This is a genomic window from Arthrobacter sp. 05L417 (assembly GCF_056397865.1).
Genome location: NZ_JBFTOG010000003.1, coordinates 38,150 through 55,249, shown reverse-complemented (window position 1 = coordinate 55,249; position 17,100 = coordinate 38,150). Strand labels below are relative to the sequence as shown.

The window sequence follows — 17,100 nt, the reverse complement described above, 5'->3', positions numbered from 1 at the left end:
ATCACTCGGAAAGCCGTTTCTCGCGAAACGGAGACGAATCCCGGACAAGGTCGAAGAGGGCAGTGCGGGACGGGCTTCCCGTCTTGCGCAGCGCGTTGGAGATGTGGCTTTCGACGGTCCTGATACTGATTCCCAGATGCTCGGCAATCTCAGGGTTGGAGCGATGACCTGCGAGGGCTGCTATCTCAATTTCCCGGACCGTCAGGGGCGAGTAGCTTCCGGAACTAAACGCGACAGGCTCATCCGGCGATGGAAATCGTGTCGCGAAGATGGAGTACGCCCGGTCCATCGCGGCCGCACCGATGGTGTCGTCCACGAATGCATACCGCTTGAAAGCACCGCGGAGCAGCATCCGTACCTGGTAGAAATCGGCGTCGGGCTCGTAATGCTCGAGCAACGCGCCCAGCATTTGGTGGTCGTCCTCCACCACGGCAGCGGCAATTGCCAAAAGCTGATCATGTGAAGTGGAGGGGGCATACTCTTTCAAGGTCTGCCGAAGGAGTTCGAGTACCTTGCGGCCCGGGAGAAGGCACGTGAAGAACAAGGCGGAATAGATCGCCTCGAGGACATAGCCACGTTCGAGCTGCCGTTGAATGAGTTTCGCGGCTTTCCCGTCGAATACAGCCGGGATGAGGGGCCGCGCGGCGACGAGCTCGTAGACTCCTCTCGCGGTCCCGGGGAGCGGGCCGATCTCTTCAGCTTCGCGCCGCGCCTGGGTGGCAAGCGTCGCTGCAGGCAAGATCGCGGACGTCGCCGTCCTCAGTCCGGCGAGCCTGAGCATGGCATCGTGGAGGGAAGCCACCAGGAAGCCTGGCCGCCCCATGGCAAAGACACTCCCCATGAGGTACTCGGCGTCGTCGAAATAGCCGCGGTAGATCAAAGCCTGGGCGGCCACATAAGTGTTGGTAATCATCCCGAGTTGGTCGAGGTTGCGGCGAGCTTCTGCGCGCTGGTCAAGCGCAAAAACAATTGACTCCTCAATCCGCCCCGAGCTGAACAAAGCCATACCGCGGATGAACGGTTCGATTCCCGGAATGCCTCTTAATCCGCCTGAAGTAGCGATGGCTTTGAGCGCGGCAGACGGGTTGAATCGGTAAAGTTCCAGAATGCCCCGGATGCTGGATATGACACCGCTCTCAGGGTGACGATCGTGTAGCCGCGCGAAGATTTCGTCGAGATTCTCCGGCATTCGGTCGTAGGACGCCACGAGGAAATGCTCCGCCGCTTCGGCTTCGGCGGACCATTTGGGACGTTCCGCCCCGAAGCTCCTGAGGACGGCGGCTGCAGAATCCAGTCCTTTGCCTTGATGGATCGCCCAAAGCGCTTTGGTAAATGCCAGGAACAGGAGATCGCAGGATTCTCCTTCCGAGGTCAAGGTCTGGGCAAGGACACGCTCAATTCTCGATGCGTCGATAGGAGAGCCCCAGTAGACCATCAGAAGTGCCACGGCATTCGATACCGATCTGTCGGCATTCCACAGCTCGTAGCGCTGACGCTCCAGGACGGAGATTTGCTCATGAAAATGGCGCGCCGTGGCTGCGTCGTCGGAGCTCCGTTCAAGGCGCAGCGCGGCCAGAACCCTCAGCAGCGAATCGGCCGAGTTGACGTCAACGTGGGATTCCTGTGGCAAACCACTGAGGGCTCGGGCGATTCGACTCTTCAGGACCCGCCTGCTTGTGAGCACTCTTTGACCACGGAAGTAGTCGGCCAGGACGGGTGGCGTGATCGAAGCGCAGACCGTGTTGTGGAGATCCTCAATGACGGAAACGAGGCCGCGCTGTTCGAGCCTGTCGAGAACGTCGGAATGGACTACCTGTTGCAGCACATCGAGGGGCGTCGTCCCGGCGATGGCCATGGCTTGAAGGCCCGTGAGTTCGTCGGGTTCAAGTCCTTCGAGGAGGGATTCGACCGTGCCATGGAGGTGCTCATTCCACAGAGTGTCGCCCGTCATGTGCCATTGACCATGGTGGAGGACAATCAAGCCACTGAGCGAAGCCGTTTCCGCGATACGAACCACAAGCCGCGGGTTCCCTGCCGATTTCGTCAGGATCCGGGCAGTGGTGTCGGTGTCCGCCGGAGCTCCCAGAATGTCGGTCAGGAGCTCGTTCACCTGCTCGTAGCGAAGCGGATTCAGCTGAACCCTGGCTTCCGGGCCGGGGCTGAGCACCGCAGGCTGTGCCATCGAGTAGATGGAAGACTCGCTCATGGTGACGATCATGGGCCGTTTTGTCCGACGCCGGACGGCGTCCAGAACCGCTACAGTCTCCGTGTCGACGAACTCGAGGTCGTCGACTACGATCACGCGCTCCCCCGGCCTGGAGAGGCGGCTTGCCAGGGTGTCAGCCACACCCAGAACTCCCAATTGCCCTATTCGAATATCCAGGCTCAGGCTATGTATTCCACCAAATGGTATTCCGCGATGTGAGCGGAGTCCCGAAATGGAATAAACCGTTGCTCCGGTATTTTCCAGATCGGCGATAGCTTTTTGTGCGACACTCGTGCGACCGCTGCCAGGCGCGCCGACAATTCGAACCATCATTCCGCGAGCAACGTAGTCCAGCGTTCGCCGAACTTCTTGATCGAACACTCGCGATCCAACTTTCTCTGATGCGCTGATCCAGCACTCTCCGGGCCCTGGGTGGCGCGAGGTCCAGCCGATTCAACTGTTTCCTGCCCAAAGCGGGGCGTTGGCAGGCGGACTCCCAGGCACTCCGACGGAATCCCCCCCGGGGTGCGCTGACGAACCTCGTTCCAAGGGAAACCGTAAAGTCCGAAACCGCCGTCTAAGTGTCGTTTTGGCGAAACTCAGTGTGCGCGGGGAGGCGTCTACGTGTGCCGACGTGGGGTTTTGTTCCGCATCTACGTGTGCGCCGATGAAAACTCAGTGTTCCCCCGGCGTCCAAGGAGGTGAGGTTTGGCAGTGGTTTCTCCATGGCTCTCCTGGTGGTGGTCTCTTGTTTACGACGCTACGGGGGTTTCGTGGCCGCCTCTAGATCGAACCTCGCGCATGTGGATATTTATTCGAATCTTCTTTTCTGATATCGAACACAGTTTCTAATCTGAGTCAGGCGCCCTGATTCTGAAGACCCTGCCAAGAGGCCCTCTCAGCTATGTGGACAACTCCTTCTTTTCTCGCATTTCAGATGCTAAGATCTGCTGACATTTGCATCAAGAACTGAATCATGGGGGCAATAAATGAATACTCGCGCGCCTGAAAACAATGGGGCAATAAAGCACGCGTCGCACGACTTCTTGAAATCCCGCAAAGCTATTTTCAAGGTCTTTGCCATCGTCACATCAACAGCCGCAGCGCTCTCCCTTGCCGCATGCGGCGGAGCCGGCCCAACAACCTCCCAAGCGGGCGTCACGCAATCTGCGTCGGCATCCGCATCGGCGACACCCACCCCAACCCCGACACCCACCGCGCCGAAGTCCGTGTCGTGCGTGACGGAGAACGCAACGGAGAGCTATTCGCCGAAGGAATACATCTGCACAAAGTCCGACGCCGGCGCTTTGGTCTGGATGGAACGCTCAGAGTCCAAGAGAGTGACGGACGCTCGCGCCGCAGCGGCGGCGAAGGCGGCGGCGGACAAGGCTGCGGCCGACAAGGCGGCTGCTGACAAGGCCGCTGCTGACAAGGCTGCGTCCGATGCAGCGGCAGCTCAGGCTGCGGCCCAGGCGAAGGCAGACGCCGATGCTGCCGCAGCACAAGCGGCGCAAGCAGCCGCAGCGGCGGCGGCCGCAAAGCAAGCGGCACCCGCAGCGCCGTCGGGCTGTGACCCCAACTATGCCTGGGCTTGCGTTCCGATTGCTTCAGACGTCGACTGCGCGGGAGGAAAAGGCAATGGGCCTGCCTATGTGCGTGGCCCGGTGAAGGTGATCGGGACTGACATCTACGGTCTCGACAACGACGGCGACGGCATCGGCTGCGAGAAATAGGGGTTATACGACAAAACGTGCGTATGGGAAGGGCTTGCTTCCCAGTGTTGGCGGGTGAAGCTGGTTCCTCGATCTATGAACACCGTCGGATTCTGCTGGATCATTCTCTCCGCCGAAGTTGCCCCTCCCGTGATTCCGCGGGCCCGGAATTTGTCCATTCGAATGATTGGGCGGAATCCGTCATCTCAGCGGAGACGCTCCCGGGGCGGACATGACCCGCCCGGGACCGAGCGCTACAGCAAAAGCTGGGCGACACGCCAAATCCCTGTCGACACCCGTATTCAGGTGTCGACAGGGATCTAGCGCATCTCCAGGTTATTTGCGCGTCGCGAAGTGCTTCCTAGTCACCCCAACCCAAAAACAGGGCACAAAAAAGCAGGGCCGGTCAATGACCGGCCCTGCTTTTTGAAATCCGAAGCTTAGAGAGCCTGGATGTTTACTGCCTGGGGACCCTTGGGGCCCTGCTCGACGTCGAAGGAAACCTTCTGGTTCTCTTCGAGGGAGCGGTAGCCGCCCGAGTTAATTGCGGAGTAGTGAGCGAAAACGTCCTGGCTGCCATCCTCCGGGGAGATGAAGCCGAAGCCCTTTTCGGAGTTGAACCACTTGACGATACCTGTAGCCATTTTTTCAGTTTCCTTACTGAAGGTGGAGGTTGTCCCGACTGTCGGGCCTCCGGTGTGGGGTGTTCTCCACCGTTACTTCAGAAGGTCGCGGTTGATGAACCGCGGGAACTGCCTGAACTACCAAATGCCAAACACAACAACAGCTACAAGCATACAGGGCTTTGGGCGGATGGCTACTATTTCTCAAAATCCTTCATCTGCCGCGCGCCGCGAACTGGATCTCCTGCGGTCTGCGGCAACTACCGGTCGAAGCCAGAATCCCGACAAGTGCTACGATTGCTACGGAGGTAATGATGACTACGATCCCGCACCGCGAACTTCGCAACAACAGCAGCAAGATTCTGGAGCGCGTCAAAAACGGCGAAATCATCGATGTGACAAATAATGGGGAAATTGCGGCCACACTCATTCCGCCTTCCGCCTCGCCGTTCGAAAGGCTGCTGCAGTCAGGCAGCGTCCGCCCTGCTGCTGAGAGTCCCGTGGATTTCAGGCTCGTGACCCGGATCAAGAGTGAGATGGGCACCGCGGACATGCTGGCAGACCTGCGTGGCGATCGGTGATCACTTATGTGGACTCCTCGGCGATCCTCAAGCTTCTGGTCGACGAACCGGAATCTGTTGCCCTCGCTGAGTATCTTTCGACGTCCGCGGCGACAGGACACCGCCTCGTAGCTTCGATGCTGCTCTATACGGAGCTTCATTGCGCGGCGCGGCGACGGGGACTGGGCGCAGAGCCGGTCAACACCGTCCTGAGCGGCATCAACCTGGTAGACATTGCCCGTTCCGATCTGATGTACGCTGCCGCTCTTCCCGGCAGGCTGCGGAGTGCAGACGCGATCCATCTGGCTACCGCGATCAGGCTCCAAACTGATCTGCTGGTGGCCTACGACGGCGCGCTTCTCGCCGCTGCCCTTGACGCCGGCGTCACCGTCCTCGCCCCCGGAAAATAGTCCTTCCTCCCCCTCCCTTGGCGCCCCAAGCGGCGTAGAGTTCCGCCATGGAGCCGATTCGGGTGGTCCTTCTTCCGGGGAGCGTTCTTCCCGCCCAACCCGCCTATGGGGCGCTGATCCAAGCGCTGGGTCCCGACGTCGACGCCGTCGCGAAGGACCTGGAACTGTACGACGGCGATGAGCCGCCACCGGGCTGGAACCTGGACACCGAAATCGAGGGCGTCCTCCGCGAGGCCGACGCCCGCGGCTGGGAAACGTTCCATCTGCTCGGCTATTCGGGCGGCGGGGCAGCGTCTTTGGCGTTCGCCGCCAAGCATCCACAGCGACTGCTCAGCCTCACGCTCCTGGAGCCCGCATGGGCGGGAAGCTGGGACTGGAGTCCCGCGCACACCCAACTCTGGAACGAATACGAGGCGCTGGAATCGCTGCCGCCTGATCAGTTCATGGCCGCGTTCATGAGGCTGGGAGTGAAGCCCGACGTCGTCCTTCCGCCACCGCCCGAAGGCGGACCGCCGCCGTGGATGGCCAAACGGCCGGCGGGGATCAGGGCGTTTCTGCGGGACTTCAAGATTTACGACCTGGACAGGGCGCGGCTTGCCGCGTTCGACCGGCCGGTGTTCTTCGTCCTTGGCGGCCTGAGCAACCCGGACGACTATGGCGAGGTTGCCGAGCGCTTGTCCACGGTGTTCCAGGACTTCCGCCTCGAAGTGTTCCCGGACCGCCACCACTTCGATCCCCCGCACCGGATCGAACCCGATCGGCTTGGAGCGTTGCTGCGGGAGCATTGGGAACGTGCGGATCGGGTTGTCTAGGACACACGCCCCCTCAGCGGACTCGTCGCGGATCGCCCGCTGCGAACATGCCCGGGTTGATCATTGATCGTTACCGGCCGAGTGAAGCATCCTCGTCGCTGCAGCCCTCACCCGGTTTCGAAGTTCGTCGGGGCGATCGATCACCACCTCGCAGTCGAGCGCCGCAATGACGGACGGTAGCCAGTCGAGGTTCTGGGCGTGGATCTCTGCCCGATGCCAGGGCAGGGAGTCTGCGCTCGCTTGCTCTGCCGCACGGTCCAGTCTTTCGAGTCGAGCAACACTGGGCGGCAGGTGTGCCCGGATGTTGTCCTCGGTCTCTCGAATTCGCAGCACGACCTGCCATCGATAGTCCGCATCGGCGAAAAGGTCCAGGAGGCGACCTTCCACGGGTTGCTGCGGCGGCTCGAAGGTTCCGGGTATCGACCGAGCCGTTCGAATCCGGTCTACCCGGAACGTACGTTCCTCCTGCTTGTCTATGACGAACGCAACGAGATACCACCGGTCTGAGTGCGCGACCAGGCCATAGGGGTGGATCGTCCGCCGCGACGGGACGCCGTCGCCGCTAAGGTAGCGCACGTCGAGGACGCGTCGAAGGTTCACGGCCTCCGCCAGGGTCAACATCACGGCAGGGTCGGGAGCGGCTCCCCTGTGCTGGGATGTACGCGTCATCACCCCGAGCAGGGTGTCGATCCGCTTCGCGTCAGCGATCGGCAATGCTCGTTTGATCTTGGACAGGGCAGTCTGTGCGGCAATCCCGGGTTCGTGTGACGCCGCCTTCGCACGGGCAAGCCCAAGAAAGACCGCGACCACTTCCTCATTGCTGAACATGAGCGGGAGGACGCGCTGGCCGGGCGCGAGCCGGTAACCGCCGTAGCGCCCTCGCAGCGTTTCGACGGGCAGTCCCAGATCGTGCAGTCGCGCCACATCTCTGCGAACCGTCCGCTCGTCAACGCCGAGGCGTTCTGCCAGCTCGGCAACAGTGCGCAGCTGCGCTGACTGCAGAAGCTCGAGCAACTGCAACGCTCGCGCGGTTGTGTCGGCCATGACACCCATTATCGCCAAAATACCGGGCAGTTTTCGCCCGGTATACCCGGTACCGTCATGTCCATGGCTAGGTTCGTGGGCCGAATTCACGTTCACAACAGGAGGAGACAGCAATGCAGTTGACAGCCACCCGCATCATCACCGACGACGTCGACGCGCTCGTCGCGTTCTACGAAACAGCCACCGGAATCACGGGCGTGCGGCTTCACCCGTTGTTCGCCGAGCTTCGCACCCCATTCGGCACGCTAGCCTTCGCAAGCACAGCCACAGTGCCGTTGCTCGGAGACAATGCCGCCGAGGCTCGCGCGAATCACAGCATCATCTTGGATTTCCTCGTCGACGACGTCGACGCCACCTATAAGGCTCTTCAGGATGTCGTCGAAGTGTTCGTCAATAAGCCGACGGACATGCCCTGGGGTAACCGTTCTCTCCTCGTCAGGGATCCGGACGGAAACCTGATCAACTTCTTCACACCGATCAGCGAGGTAGCACAGGCCCGATTCGACACTCCTCGGCTCCCATGAAAACATCAGGTTCCCGCATATAGACTCATCGCAACGTCGCCCTGCCATGGGCGGCTCGGCCAGCCTGAGGGATACGGCTCGATGAGTGAAGTGAATATGCCGGCACAACCGCCGGTTTTGGACGTCAGCAACTTGCGGGTCGCCTATGGTGCGCGGACCGTCGTCGACGGCGTCAGTTTTCAGATTCATCGCGGTGAGATCTTCGGCCTGCTGGGTCCGAACGGTGCAGGGAAGACGAGCACACTCAGCGCCATCGAGGGCTTGGTCAAGCCGAAATCCGGGCGGCTGCTGGTGGACGGAATCGACGTTCAAGAAGAGCCTCTGGACGCGAAAGCTCGCCTCGGGGTGCAACTGCAGTCCTCCAGTTTCCAGGCCGAACTGACCATTCAGCAGATCGCAAGGCTCTACGGCGGGCTTTACGGAGTGAAACTCTCGCGTGAGCAGATCGGTACGAGCATGCGGGCCATCGGACTCGAACAAGAGCTGGGCAAGAGATTCAAACAGTTATCGGGCGGGCAGCAGCAACGGCTCGCACTGTTCATTGCCACCATCCACAACCCCCTTCTTCTGCTCCTCGACGAGCCAACCGCCGGGCTGGACCCGCAGGCGCGCCGAGGACTGTGGCGTCGCATCGAGGAACTCCGGGGTGAAGGCAACAGCATTCTTCTCACCACACACTCAATGGAGGAAGCGCAGGCCGTGTGTGACCGGGTGGCGATCATCGACCATGGGGCGCTTCTCACGGTTGGAGAGCCATCGGAGCTGATCGACAAGCACAGGGAGGATCCGCGGGTGCTCTCAGTAGCCCACGGCGCTCCCACCCTGGAAGACGTCTTCATAGGGCTGACAGGAAGTGAGATCCGTGACTAACGCCAGGGTCGATACCGCCCGCCCGCCGCTCGGCTTGGCGATGGGCTCGTTGCTTCGCGCGGACTCCATTGTGATGCTCAACAGCAAGACCTCACTTGTGTTGAGCGCCCTGCTGCCGATCGTGATCCTCGTGGCCACAACCTTCGGCAAAGGGCAATCGCGGCTAGGCGGATCCACCCTCATCGTCGGTTTGGCCTTGACCCTTGGCCTGCTCACGTCGTGCTTGCTCGGGTTCACGCTGGCCCTGGCACACGACCGGGACATCGGCGTGCTGCAAAGGTTGCGGGTCACGCCGGCACCGAACTGGATGATCATGACCAGCCGCCTCATCGTGCAGGTGGCCACCAATCTGATCGCTTCCGTCATCGTGGTAATCGTCGGTGCAATCGTTCACGGCCTGACACTGAACGTTGGCCAGTACCTCTTGGTCATCGCCGTCGCTATTCTTGGGGCCGCCGTCTTCCTGGCCATCGGACAAGCGCTCGTCGGCTTGATCCGGTCCACCAACGCCATCAGCGCGATCGGCCGGCTGCTCATGATCGCCCTGTTGCTTCTCGGCGTCCTCGGTGGAACCGGCATCCTCGGCGACACGATCAAGGAAATCTCAGACTGGTCTCCAGTCGGAGCCCTCATGACGCTCTTTTCGGACGTTCTGAACCAGTCGGCATGGAGCGGCCAGGACACCGGCTCGCTCGTGGCGTGCGTCGCTTATGTCGCGGTGTTCGCCTTCATCGGAATCCGCTGGTTCCGATGGGAATCGCGGTAGGGCCCCTACTTAGGAAATCGAAGCCCGCTTCCGATGCTTCGCGCTGGTTGCGATCCAAGCCACCGGGCCGATGGACTACTGGCGACGGCCCCGGCATTAACGCCTCACGCTGAGGCTGGCTCCCACGCGAACCCGTCCGGGTCCGTGAACGGGCCGGCGTCGCTGCCGATCGCGAGCCGGTGCGATCCGGTACCGTCGGGAGAGACGCCGGCGTCCTTGGCGAGGGCGCGGCGCGCGTAGAGCCCGAGCTGGACGGGACTCGACGGCATGGCGAACTCGACGTACTTGCCGAAGCTCTTCCCCACGGAAAGGCCCCGGTCGGCGTAGAACCGTTTGCTCGCCGATACGTCCGCGACCGCCACCAGGAGCACTATCTTGTCGACCTCCCGGGTGGCGGGGCCGCTGTCCTTCTTCGCCGACGTCGCGACCTTCCAGATCGTGCCATCCGGAGCCTGTACGACGCCGCCGTAGCCCCACAATGACTTCGCCACCGGCTTGAGCGTCGTGGCGCCGGCTTCCACAGCGGAATCGATGAGGCTGCTGACGGTGGACGGTTGCGACACGACGAGCGACAGCGTGAACCCCCGGAAGCCGTCAGTAGGAGCATCCGAGGCCCGCACGCGCACCCGCGGGCCTAATCCGAAGGCGGCGTCGTAGAAAGCGGTGGCGGCCGCGGGGTCAGGAACTTCGAGGGTGACTGATTCGATGGCGGTCATGGCAGGTCCTCCAGTGAGTGGGTTGCTTTGTGCTTTCGACTTTATGCCGGGGCCCCACCGACCGCTTCTCCGATCCTGACCGATTCTATTGGCTGGCCGCTTGCAGCGAAGCGACGCATGTCCTCAACATGGCCTGAAGCTGTTTCTGTTCGTCGCCAGTGAGGCCCGAGCGCATGGTGTCCTCCACAGCCTTGACTGCAGCACTGGCGGCTTCGAGCTGCTGGCGGCCATGCGCCGTCAGTTCAGTCGGCAGTATCCGGCCGACCGAAGCCTCGGTTGCGCGAGAAACAAGACCCTCACGCTCCAGCGCTTGCAACAGAACGTTCATCGACTGTCGGGACACAAAGGCGCCTCTCGCGAGCTCGGAGTTGGATAGCCCCGGCCGCTGGGCAAGGAGCTCCAGGCATGCGTAGTGGGTGATGCTCATGCCGAGCGGCCGCAACACACTCTCCATTGCCGTGCGAAGCGCACTGGCCGCCTCCTTAAGGAGATATCCGAGCGATGTATCGAGGCTGACTCCTGTGACGTCTTGACTCATGTCAATATTCTGACATATCCTTAGTGTCAACTAACTGACACTAAGGAGCTCCTCATGCCGGCCACCGGACCCGACTTCATTTCAATTCAAGTACGCGACCTCGAAGCATCTGCCGCTTTCTACCAGCAGCACCTCGGGCTGACCCGTTCCCCAGCGGGGCCTCCGCACGCGGTGGTATTTGACACCAAACCGGTCGCGTTCGCGGTCCGGGAGCTGGCACCGGGCGTCAGCCTTGCCTCCACGCCACAGCCCGGCCTCGGCATCGGATTGTGGTTGCACGCCACGGACACGCAAACGATCCATGACAAATTAGCGGCAGCCGGTACCGAAATCGTGGTCGAACCGTTCGACGGCCCATTCGGGCGTACCTTTACCTTCGCCGACCCCGACGGCTACCAAATCACCCTCCACGACCGCGCCTGACCCGCGCAAGCGGTGGCCCTTCGGACCGGCAAACTGCGCCGCCGGCGGGGATGCCCGAAGGATCGGTGCCTGCTGGATTCATTCCATCAGTTCACTCAGTCGGGACCGGAGGTAGCGTCGTTCGGTGTCGTTCTCGGTGAGGATTAGCGCCTCTTCAAAGGCAACCCGGGCCTCGTCGAAACGGCCCAGCCGGGTCAGGAAGTCGGCACGTGCAGCGGCAAGATACGGGTATCGGGCGAGTCGCGGTTCGGCTCCGAGCGCATCCAACTCGGCCAAACCTTCCGCGTGGCCGACCGCGAAGCCGAGGGCGATTGCCCGATTAAGTTTGACGACCGGAGAGGACCACGTCTCCATGAGCAGGTCGTAGAGACCCAGGATCTCCTGCCAGTCAGTGTCGGACCACGACTTGCTCTCGTCATGGACGGCAGCAATCGCCGCCATGAGGGCGAAACGGCCCGGCGGCCGTAGGTTCAAAGCCTCGCGCAGGAGCGCTACCCCTTCATCAATGGCCGATCGGTCCCATTTTGATCGGTCCTGGTTCTCCATCAGCACGAGTTCACGGTGCTCATCGAGCCGCGCGCCCCTGCGGGCCTCGGTGAGCAGCACGAGTGCGAGAAGCCCGGCGACGTCGCGGTCGCCGGGCAGCAGGACGCGCAGCATTCTCGCCAGCTCATGGCCTCGTTCGGCGAGATCTCTGCGCATCAGGTTCGCTCCTGATGGGGCGGTGTGCCCGGTCGTGTACACCAGGTAGACAACGGACAGCACGCCGTCGACACGCTCGCGCAGCTCGGACGCCGCTGGCACACGGTACGGGATGTGCGCGGCCGCGATCTTCTTTTTCGCCCGAGTAATCCGCGCAGCCATCGTCGCCTCCGGGAGCAGAAACGCGCGCGCGACGTCGGCCGTGGACAGCCCGCACAAAAGGCGCAGCGTCAGGGCGACCTGAGCGTCAAGCGCGAGGGCGGGGTGGCAGCACGTGAATATCAACCGCAGCCGGTCATCGGTGATGTCTTCCGTCTCGCGGCCGGGGTCGTCTAGCAACTGCACCTCCGGGTCGAGAAGTTTGGGGAGCGCCCGCTGTGCCGTCGCGGCCCGTCGGTGCATGTCCATTGCCCTTCGCCGCGCGGTCACGGTGAGCCACGCTCCAGGGTTCTCCGGGATGCCACGCGTTCCCCACGTCGACAATGCGCTGGCGTACGCATCTTGTACGGCTTCTTCCGCTGTGTCGATATCACCTGCAATACGCATGGTGGCCGCCAACACGAACGCCCACTCCCGACGGTGCGCCTCCGCGACCGCAGCAGCGACCTGTGAGCTGGCGGCCGGCATCAGCTTGCCACTCGCACGGGCCGAACCTCGACTCCGGCGCCGGCGGGAACCTCCTTGGCGATCTCCAGCGCCTCATCGAGGTCGGCGGCCTCGATCAGGTAGTAGCCGCCAAGCGTCTCCTTCGACTCGGCGAAGGGGCCGTCCGTCACCGAGAATCCACCGGACCCGTCGCGCCGGATGGACGTCGCCGTCTCCGCCGGCTCAAGTGCGGCCCCGCCGAGCAGAGACCGCCCACGGCGCTGCATGAACGCTTGGTAGTCGGCGCTGACCGTCTCGCCCGCGACTTCTTTCGTAGCCACCTCATCCTGGAAGATCAGGACCAAATACTTTGACATTTCGCAGTCCCTTCGTCTGAACTTTGATTTGGGTTTTCGCTCCATCAACACCGAACACCTTGCGGGTTCGGCTCTTCGACACGATTTTCAGTGGGCCGGCGCATTGGCATACGAGGCGACGAGCCAGCGCCCATCCTCTCGAACCAATACCCACGTGGCAATGACTTCGCGGTCGACGGGGAGTTGGGCCTCTCCCGCCATGAGAATGCCGGCCCTGCTGACTACGATCGCCGTGTGGCCACCGATAACCCGGATACTCAGAGGTTCATCGACCGCCCGGGAACCTTTGAGCGGACCTTGGAAGCCGGCGGCCATGGAACTCCGGATTTCCTGCTTGTCGCGGTGATACGCCCGCGGCATAACCACCGTGGCGTCGTCCCGATACGATGCCACGAAAGCATCCGCATCATTGTCTGCCCATGCGGCGTAGATCTCGCCGAAGAGGCTGCGGACCTCGTCGGTCGCCTCGGACTGAGCGTCGGTGGGCTCGTTCTCCAACATTGGCCTGTTCCTTTCGTCGCTGTCAGTAGGGCCTTCCATTCGGGCCCTTACTTATACGACGCGCGCCACAAGCACAGATCGACAACTGTGACCAGACTTTTACACGGAAACCGCAGCGCCTGCCCTCCCCGTCAGTCAAATCAGTCCAGGCAGAGGCACAAAGGATGACCCGCGGGGTCGAGGAACACTCGGAATGTCGTTCCCGGTTGGTGTTCGTGTTTGGTCGCGCCGAGCTCGAGCACAGCCGCCTCAGCCGTGTCGAGGTCCTCGACCACGACGTCGAGGTGCATCTGCTGCGGGACGTCCTGGCCGGGCCATTGAGGCGCCCTGTAAGAGTCGACTTTCTGGAAAGCCAGCGAATCGCCGTACTCGGCGCGGACGGACCACCAGTCGTCGTCGTTCCTCTCGATCTTCCACTCAAGCAGGGCGCTGTAGAACTCGGCCAGGGTCTTGGGGTCGGGACAATCGAGTACGACAACGGGGAAGCGTGCGATAGCCATGGCCAACACTCTAGGACCGTTTCCGGAGGATCGCACCAAGTTTGTCCGTCGGAATTGCGGTCCGAATTAGCGGTACCGCGTGGCGAGTTCCGGGCTCTGCGCTCGGAAAGCGGCGAGGTCTGCTTGGAAGACTGCGTCGAGGACTCCGCTTTCCTCTACGCCCGGGGCGCAGACGGTTTCGCCCAGTTCCAGCCCGCGCAGGCTCGCAGTGACGACGTCGGCGGCGCTTATCCGCGGCATCAGGCTCAAGTCCATGCCTTGGCGTTCGTGGAACTCGGTGGCTACCACGCCCGGGCAGACGACCTGCACCGTGATTCCGGTGCCCTCCAGCTCCGCGCTGAGTGTCTGGGACATCGCGACGAGGTACGCGAGGCTCCCGCCGTAGACGACGCGGCGGGCATCTGGGTGTGCGGGGCGGGGCCGCCGAAGGCGATCATGCCGGACACGTTGATGATCGTGCCCTCGCCACGTTCCTGCATGCCCTCGATGACTGCGCGGCTGAGCATGGTGGGAGCGAGGACCTTGACGTTGACGAGTTCCGTGGCCTTGTCGGCGGGAAGTTCGGCGAAGGTGGGTGTCGATGCCGGAAGCGCGGCGAGGTTCCTGTAGAGATCCGAGTCGAGCGTGGTGTGCCCGTGGTCGTCGGTGACGTAGACCTCGAACGTGAAGGTGCTGTCGTCGTGGTCGAGCGTGAACTCGATCGTGGGGTTCTTTACGGAAATTGTCCCCTGCGAGACGATTCGGCCGTACTTCTGCTCCGGGACACTGAGATCCGTGCCGTGCTGCGCGGGGTCACGGATGAAGTATCGGACCGTGTACGGCGCCGACGGCAGGGACCGTATGGTCGGGAAGAAGGTGAAATCCCTCGTGCCGGTCGCCGGATACACCATCGCACGCCATTGGAAGGAGGTAACGGCGGGGGTGAGCGCGTCGTCGAGGTCGCGGGTGCCGGTGCGGTTCGTTTGGGCGTCGACGCTGCGGTTGTCGAGGTTGCTGCGGCTATGGCCCAGGGCTTTGGAGACAGGTCCGAGTCCGACGCCGAGGCTTAGACCGAGCCCGATCGAGACGACCGGAAGGAGGATCGCCCACATGAGCGCACGGCGCCGTAGGCCCGTGCGTACAGCCTGCCGGTGCATCGAGAGTGTGTAGGGTACGACGCCGGCGGGCATGGTTCTCGAGTAAGGGCTGCTGCCCGCGCGGGTCCAGGCCTCAATATACGCGGCGCGCGGCGGTAAGGGAGCTTCCGTGCCTCCGGCCGGGTTCCAGTAGGACAGGAATGGAAGTGGCAGGTCCCGAAGCCGGTCGTACAGGTCCTTGGTGGTGAAGGTCGGCACCATGCGGTACTGGACTCCCCCGCGAGTGGCGTAGTGGTGTAGGTAGGCGTGGAAGTCTTCAAGCTGCATGCGTGAGACACGGACCTGGACGAAGAATGCCTTCGTCACGATCGCCTCGTCCCGTGTGAGCGTGACCCACTCCCCGGCATACCAGAGCAGGACAGCACCCGAAATCGCCGAAATTACTGCTCCCGCCAGGATGAGCGCCTCGACCCAAAACGGGATGATCGTCTTGTCGCTCTCGTTGACGAGGATCGAGCCAGCCACCGCTGCCACAGCGATCACCACGAGTCCACCACCTAGGACCGCACCAGCCCAACGCGGCATCCGTAGCGCGCGAATCTGGGCTGGAAGGTCATCCTCGCGGAAGTGATCATCGGAATTCGGAACGAACATCGCTACCCCCAACATCCAACGGGAAAGGCCCCGAGCACGATGCTTCCATAAGCTGCCCCAGCTGGTTGGGCGATTGACGAATCTTGGGCAATTCTTAGACAAAACCTTGCACTCGCGTCTCGATGCCCGTGCTTCAGGCTCCCGCACCTGAATCTCTGGGCGTAAAGTTCTGCCAAGGGACCGGAAGGATCGCTCATGGAGACTGCCCCGCCCAGACCCGCTCAACAGAACAGAGCGGCACAACAGAACCGCCCCCTCGAAATCGATACGCTCGTTGTCGGTGGAGGCCAAGCGGGACTGGCCACGAGCTACTTTCTCAGCCGGGCCGGCGTCGAGCACTTGATCCTTGAACGGCGGGCCGCGCTGGGTGGCGCGTGGCAGGATCGCTGGGACGCATTCGTGCTGAACACGCCGAACTTCTCGCTGGACCTGCCGGGAATGCCATATACGGGGCCGGAACCGGAAGCGTTCATGGCGCGTGACAACGCCGTGGACTATTTCCGCGACTACGCGCGGAGGATCGACGCCCCGGTCCGGACCGGCACGGACGTCACGTGGATCTCGACGTCGGATGGCTGCTTCAGCGTTGAAACGTCCGACGGCGGCTGGCGGGCACGCAATGTGGTGCTGGCGACCGGCGCGTATCAAATTCCGAAGATCCCGGCACTAGCGGCCGGACTCCCAAAGAGCATCCTGCAGCTTCACACGCACGACTATCGCAATCCGGAGCAGCTGCCCGACGGCGCCGTGCTGATCGTCGGAACCGGGCAGTCCGGTGGGCAGATCGCGGAGGACCTGCTCGCAGCCGGGCGCGAGGTGCATTTGGCGGTGTCGACGTGTCCGGAGGCGCCGCGCCGGTATCGCGGGCACGACATCCTCTATTGGCTCCTGCAAGCTGGAATCCACGGGCCCGAGTACGGGATCAACGCCCTGACGGTCGGGCAGTTGCCCTCCCCCGCGGCCCGATTCGCCTGCAACCCCTTGCTCTCCGGCACCGACGGCGGCCACGATATCCACCTCCGCGAACTCGGCCGCCAGGGGGTCCGGTTGCACGGGCACCTGGAAGCAGCCGACGACGGCGAGCTCACCTTCACGGACGACCTCCCCGAACGCTTGGCAACAGTCGAGGCCGGGTTCGGCCAGCGCATGGGCAGGGCCCTCGACGCCTACATCGCCGCCGCGGGCATCGATGCACCTGCGGCTTTGCCGGCGCCGGTGGACGATTGGCTTCCTGTCGCCTCGCCGGCGCGGGTCAACCTGGCCGCCGAGAACATCACCTCGGTGCTCTGGGCCACCGGTTACCAGCTCGCCCTCAGCTTCGTGGACATTCCTGTGCTGGACGCATGGAGCTACCCACGACATGTCCGCGGCGTCACCGAATGTCCGGGCCTATATGTGGTTGGGCTGCCGTGGTTGACAGGGCACTACTCGTCGATAGTCGGCGGGGTGGGCGTGGATGCGGAGTATGTTGCGGGGTGCCTGGCAGGGCGGTGAGCTCGAC

20 protein-coding genes are annotated in these 17,100 nt (G+C 62.7%); 9 read left to right on the top strand and 11 right to left on the bottom strand.

The features are described 5' to 3' along the window. Position 1: 1 nt before the first annotated feature. Positions 2-2,347, bottom strand: a complete 2,346-nt coding sequence (locus AC1DJW_RS03630) for a helix-turn-helix transcriptional regulator (RefSeq protein ID WP_390279436.1) — start codon at positions 2,345-2,347, stop codon at positions 2-4. A gap of 905 nt (positions 2,348-3,252) precedes the next feature. Between AC1DJW_RS03630 and AC1DJW_RS03625 the strand changes: the two genes are divergently transcribed. Further along, complete coding sequence (locus AC1DJW_RS03625; RefSeq protein WP_476900760.1) at positions 3,253-3,939, top strand: hypothetical protein; 687 nt, start codon at positions 3,253-3,255, stop codon at positions 3,937-3,939. A gap of 419 nt (positions 3,940-4,358) precedes the next feature. Here AC1DJW_RS03625 and cspE read toward each other — a convergent pair whose 3' ends face one another. Beyond that, positions 4,359-4,562: a transcription antiterminator/RNA stability regulator CspE gene (gene cspE / locus AC1DJW_RS03620; RefSeq protein ID WP_028266315.1), complete on the bottom strand. Its 204-nt coding sequence runs from the start codon at positions 4,560-4,562 to the stop codon at positions 4,359-4,361. Between the two features lie 290 nt (positions 4,563-4,852). On the opposite strand from cspE, the gene AC1DJW_RS03615 reads away from it, so the two are divergent. The 3 genes from AC1DJW_RS03615 to AC1DJW_RS03605 are packed head-to-tail and all read left to right on the top strand — an operon-like array spanning position 4,853 to position 6,323. Next, on the top strand, positions 4,853-5,122 hold the full coding sequence (locus tag AC1DJW_RS03615; RefSeq protein WP_476900759.1) for a type II toxin-antitoxin system Phd/YefM family antitoxin: 270 nt from the start codon (positions 4,853-4,855) through the stop codon (positions 5,120-5,122). Further along, positions 5,119-5,511 (top strand): type II toxin-antitoxin system VapC family toxin, encoded by a 393-nt coding sequence (locus tag AC1DJW_RS03610; RefSeq protein WP_284751841.1) that lies wholly within the window; start codon positions 5,119-5,121, stop codon positions 5,509-5,511. The genes AC1DJW_RS03615 and AC1DJW_RS03610 overlap by 4 nt, the downstream gene beginning before the upstream one ends. Before the next feature lie 47 nt (positions 5,512-5,558). After that, complete coding sequence (locus AC1DJW_RS03605) at positions 5,559-6,323, top strand: alpha/beta fold hydrolase (protein ID WP_284751840.1); 765 nt, start codon at positions 5,559-5,561, stop codon at positions 6,321-6,323. A 60-nt stretch (positions 6,324-6,383) separates the two neighbouring features. Here the strand turns inward: AC1DJW_RS03605 and AC1DJW_RS03600 are convergent, their stop codons facing one another. Further along, positions 6,384-7,367: a helix-turn-helix transcriptional regulator gene (locus tag AC1DJW_RS03600; protein WP_476900758.1), complete on the bottom strand. Its 984-nt coding sequence runs from the start codon at positions 7,365-7,367 to the stop codon at positions 6,384-6,386. A gap of 113 nt (positions 7,368-7,480) precedes the next feature. Between AC1DJW_RS03600 and AC1DJW_RS03595 the strand changes: the two genes are divergently transcribed. The 3 genes from AC1DJW_RS03595 (at position 7,481) to AC1DJW_RS03585 (ending at position 9,527) form a co-directional block, all read left to right on the top strand. Then, positions 7,481-7,891, top strand: coding sequence for a VOC family protein (locus AC1DJW_RS03595; protein WP_476900757.1), 411 nt, complete (start codon positions 7,481-7,483; stop codon positions 7,889-7,891). Between the two features lie 81 nt (positions 7,892-7,972). After that, the gene (locus tag AC1DJW_RS03590; RefSeq protein WP_476900756.1) at positions 7,973-8,761 is read left to right on the top strand and encodes an ABC transporter ATP-binding protein; all 789 of its coding nucleotides are present in this window, start codon (positions 7,973-7,975) and stop codon (positions 8,759-8,761) included. Then, positions 8,754-9,527 carry an ABC transporter permease gene (locus AC1DJW_RS03585; RefSeq protein ID WP_476900755.1) on the top strand — a complete coding sequence of 258 codons (774 nt, stop codon included), beginning with the start codon at positions 8,754-8,756 and terminating at the stop codon, positions 9,525-9,527. The genes AC1DJW_RS03590 and AC1DJW_RS03585 overlap by 8 nt, the downstream gene beginning before the upstream one ends. Before the next feature lie 104 nt (positions 9,528-9,631). Here the strand turns inward: AC1DJW_RS03585 and AC1DJW_RS03580 are convergent, their stop codons facing one another. Continuing rightward, on the bottom strand, positions 9,632-10,243 hold the full coding sequence (locus tag AC1DJW_RS03580) for a VOC family protein (RefSeq protein WP_284751835.1): 612 nt from the start codon (positions 10,241-10,243) through the stop codon (positions 9,632-9,634). A gap of 85 nt (positions 10,244-10,328) precedes the next feature. Further along, on the bottom strand, positions 10,329-10,781 hold the full coding sequence (locus tag AC1DJW_RS03575) for a MarR family winged helix-turn-helix transcriptional regulator (RefSeq protein WP_476900754.1): 453 nt from the start codon (positions 10,779-10,781) through the stop codon (positions 10,329-10,331). A 54-nt stretch (positions 10,782-10,835) separates the two neighbouring features. Here AC1DJW_RS03575 and AC1DJW_RS03570 point away from each other — a divergent pair, with 54 nt between their 5' ends. Beyond that, complete coding sequence (locus AC1DJW_RS03570; RefSeq protein ID WP_476900753.1) at positions 10,836-11,204, top strand: VOC family protein; 369 nt, start codon at positions 10,836-10,838, stop codon at positions 11,202-11,204. A 78-nt stretch (positions 11,205-11,282) separates the two neighbouring features. Here AC1DJW_RS03570 and AC1DJW_RS03565 read toward each other — a convergent pair whose 3' ends face one another. The 6 genes from AC1DJW_RS03565 to AC1DJW_RS03540 form a co-directional block, all read right to left on the bottom strand. Beyond that, positions 11,283-12,533, bottom strand: a complete 1,251-nt coding sequence (locus tag AC1DJW_RS03565) for an RNA polymerase sigma factor (RefSeq protein WP_476900752.1) — start codon at positions 12,531-12,533, stop codon at positions 11,283-11,285. After that, complete coding sequence (locus AC1DJW_RS03560) at positions 12,533-12,868, bottom strand: YciI family protein (protein ID WP_284751831.1); 336 nt, start codon at positions 12,866-12,868, stop codon at positions 12,533-12,535. Before AC1DJW_RS03560 ends, AC1DJW_RS03565 begins: the two co-directional genes overlap by 1 nt. Positions 12,869-12,955: 87 nt before the next feature. Continuing rightward, on the bottom strand, positions 12,956-13,369 hold the full coding sequence (locus AC1DJW_RS03555) for an SgcJ/EcaC family oxidoreductase (protein ID WP_284751830.1): 414 nt from the start codon (positions 13,367-13,369) through the stop codon (positions 12,956-12,958). A gap of 140 nt (positions 13,370-13,509) precedes the next feature. Further along, the gene (locus tag AC1DJW_RS03550) at positions 13,510-13,869 is read right to left on the bottom strand and encodes a VOC family protein (RefSeq protein ID WP_284751829.1); all 360 of its coding nucleotides are present in this window, start codon (positions 13,867-13,869) and stop codon (positions 13,510-13,512) included. Positions 13,870-13,935: 66 nt separating this feature from the next. Then, the gene (locus AC1DJW_RS03545; RefSeq protein ID WP_476900751.1) at positions 13,936-14,223 is read right to left on the bottom strand and encodes a hypothetical protein; all 288 of its coding nucleotides are present in this window, start codon (positions 14,221-14,223) and stop codon (positions 13,936-13,938) included. Continuing rightward, positions 14,151-15,599, bottom strand: coding sequence for a hypothetical protein (locus AC1DJW_RS03540; protein ID WP_476900750.1), 1,449 nt, complete (start codon positions 15,597-15,599; stop codon positions 14,151-14,153). The genes AC1DJW_RS03545 and AC1DJW_RS03540 overlap by 73 nt, the downstream gene beginning before the upstream one ends. A gap of 195 nt (positions 15,600-15,794) precedes the next feature. Between AC1DJW_RS03540 and AC1DJW_RS03535 the strand changes: the two genes are divergently transcribed. Further along, positions 15,795-17,093, top strand: coding sequence for a flavin-containing monooxygenase (locus AC1DJW_RS03535; protein ID WP_476900749.1), 1,299 nt, complete (start codon positions 15,795-15,797; stop codon positions 17,091-17,093). Positions 17,094-17,100 lie beyond the last annotated feature (7 nt).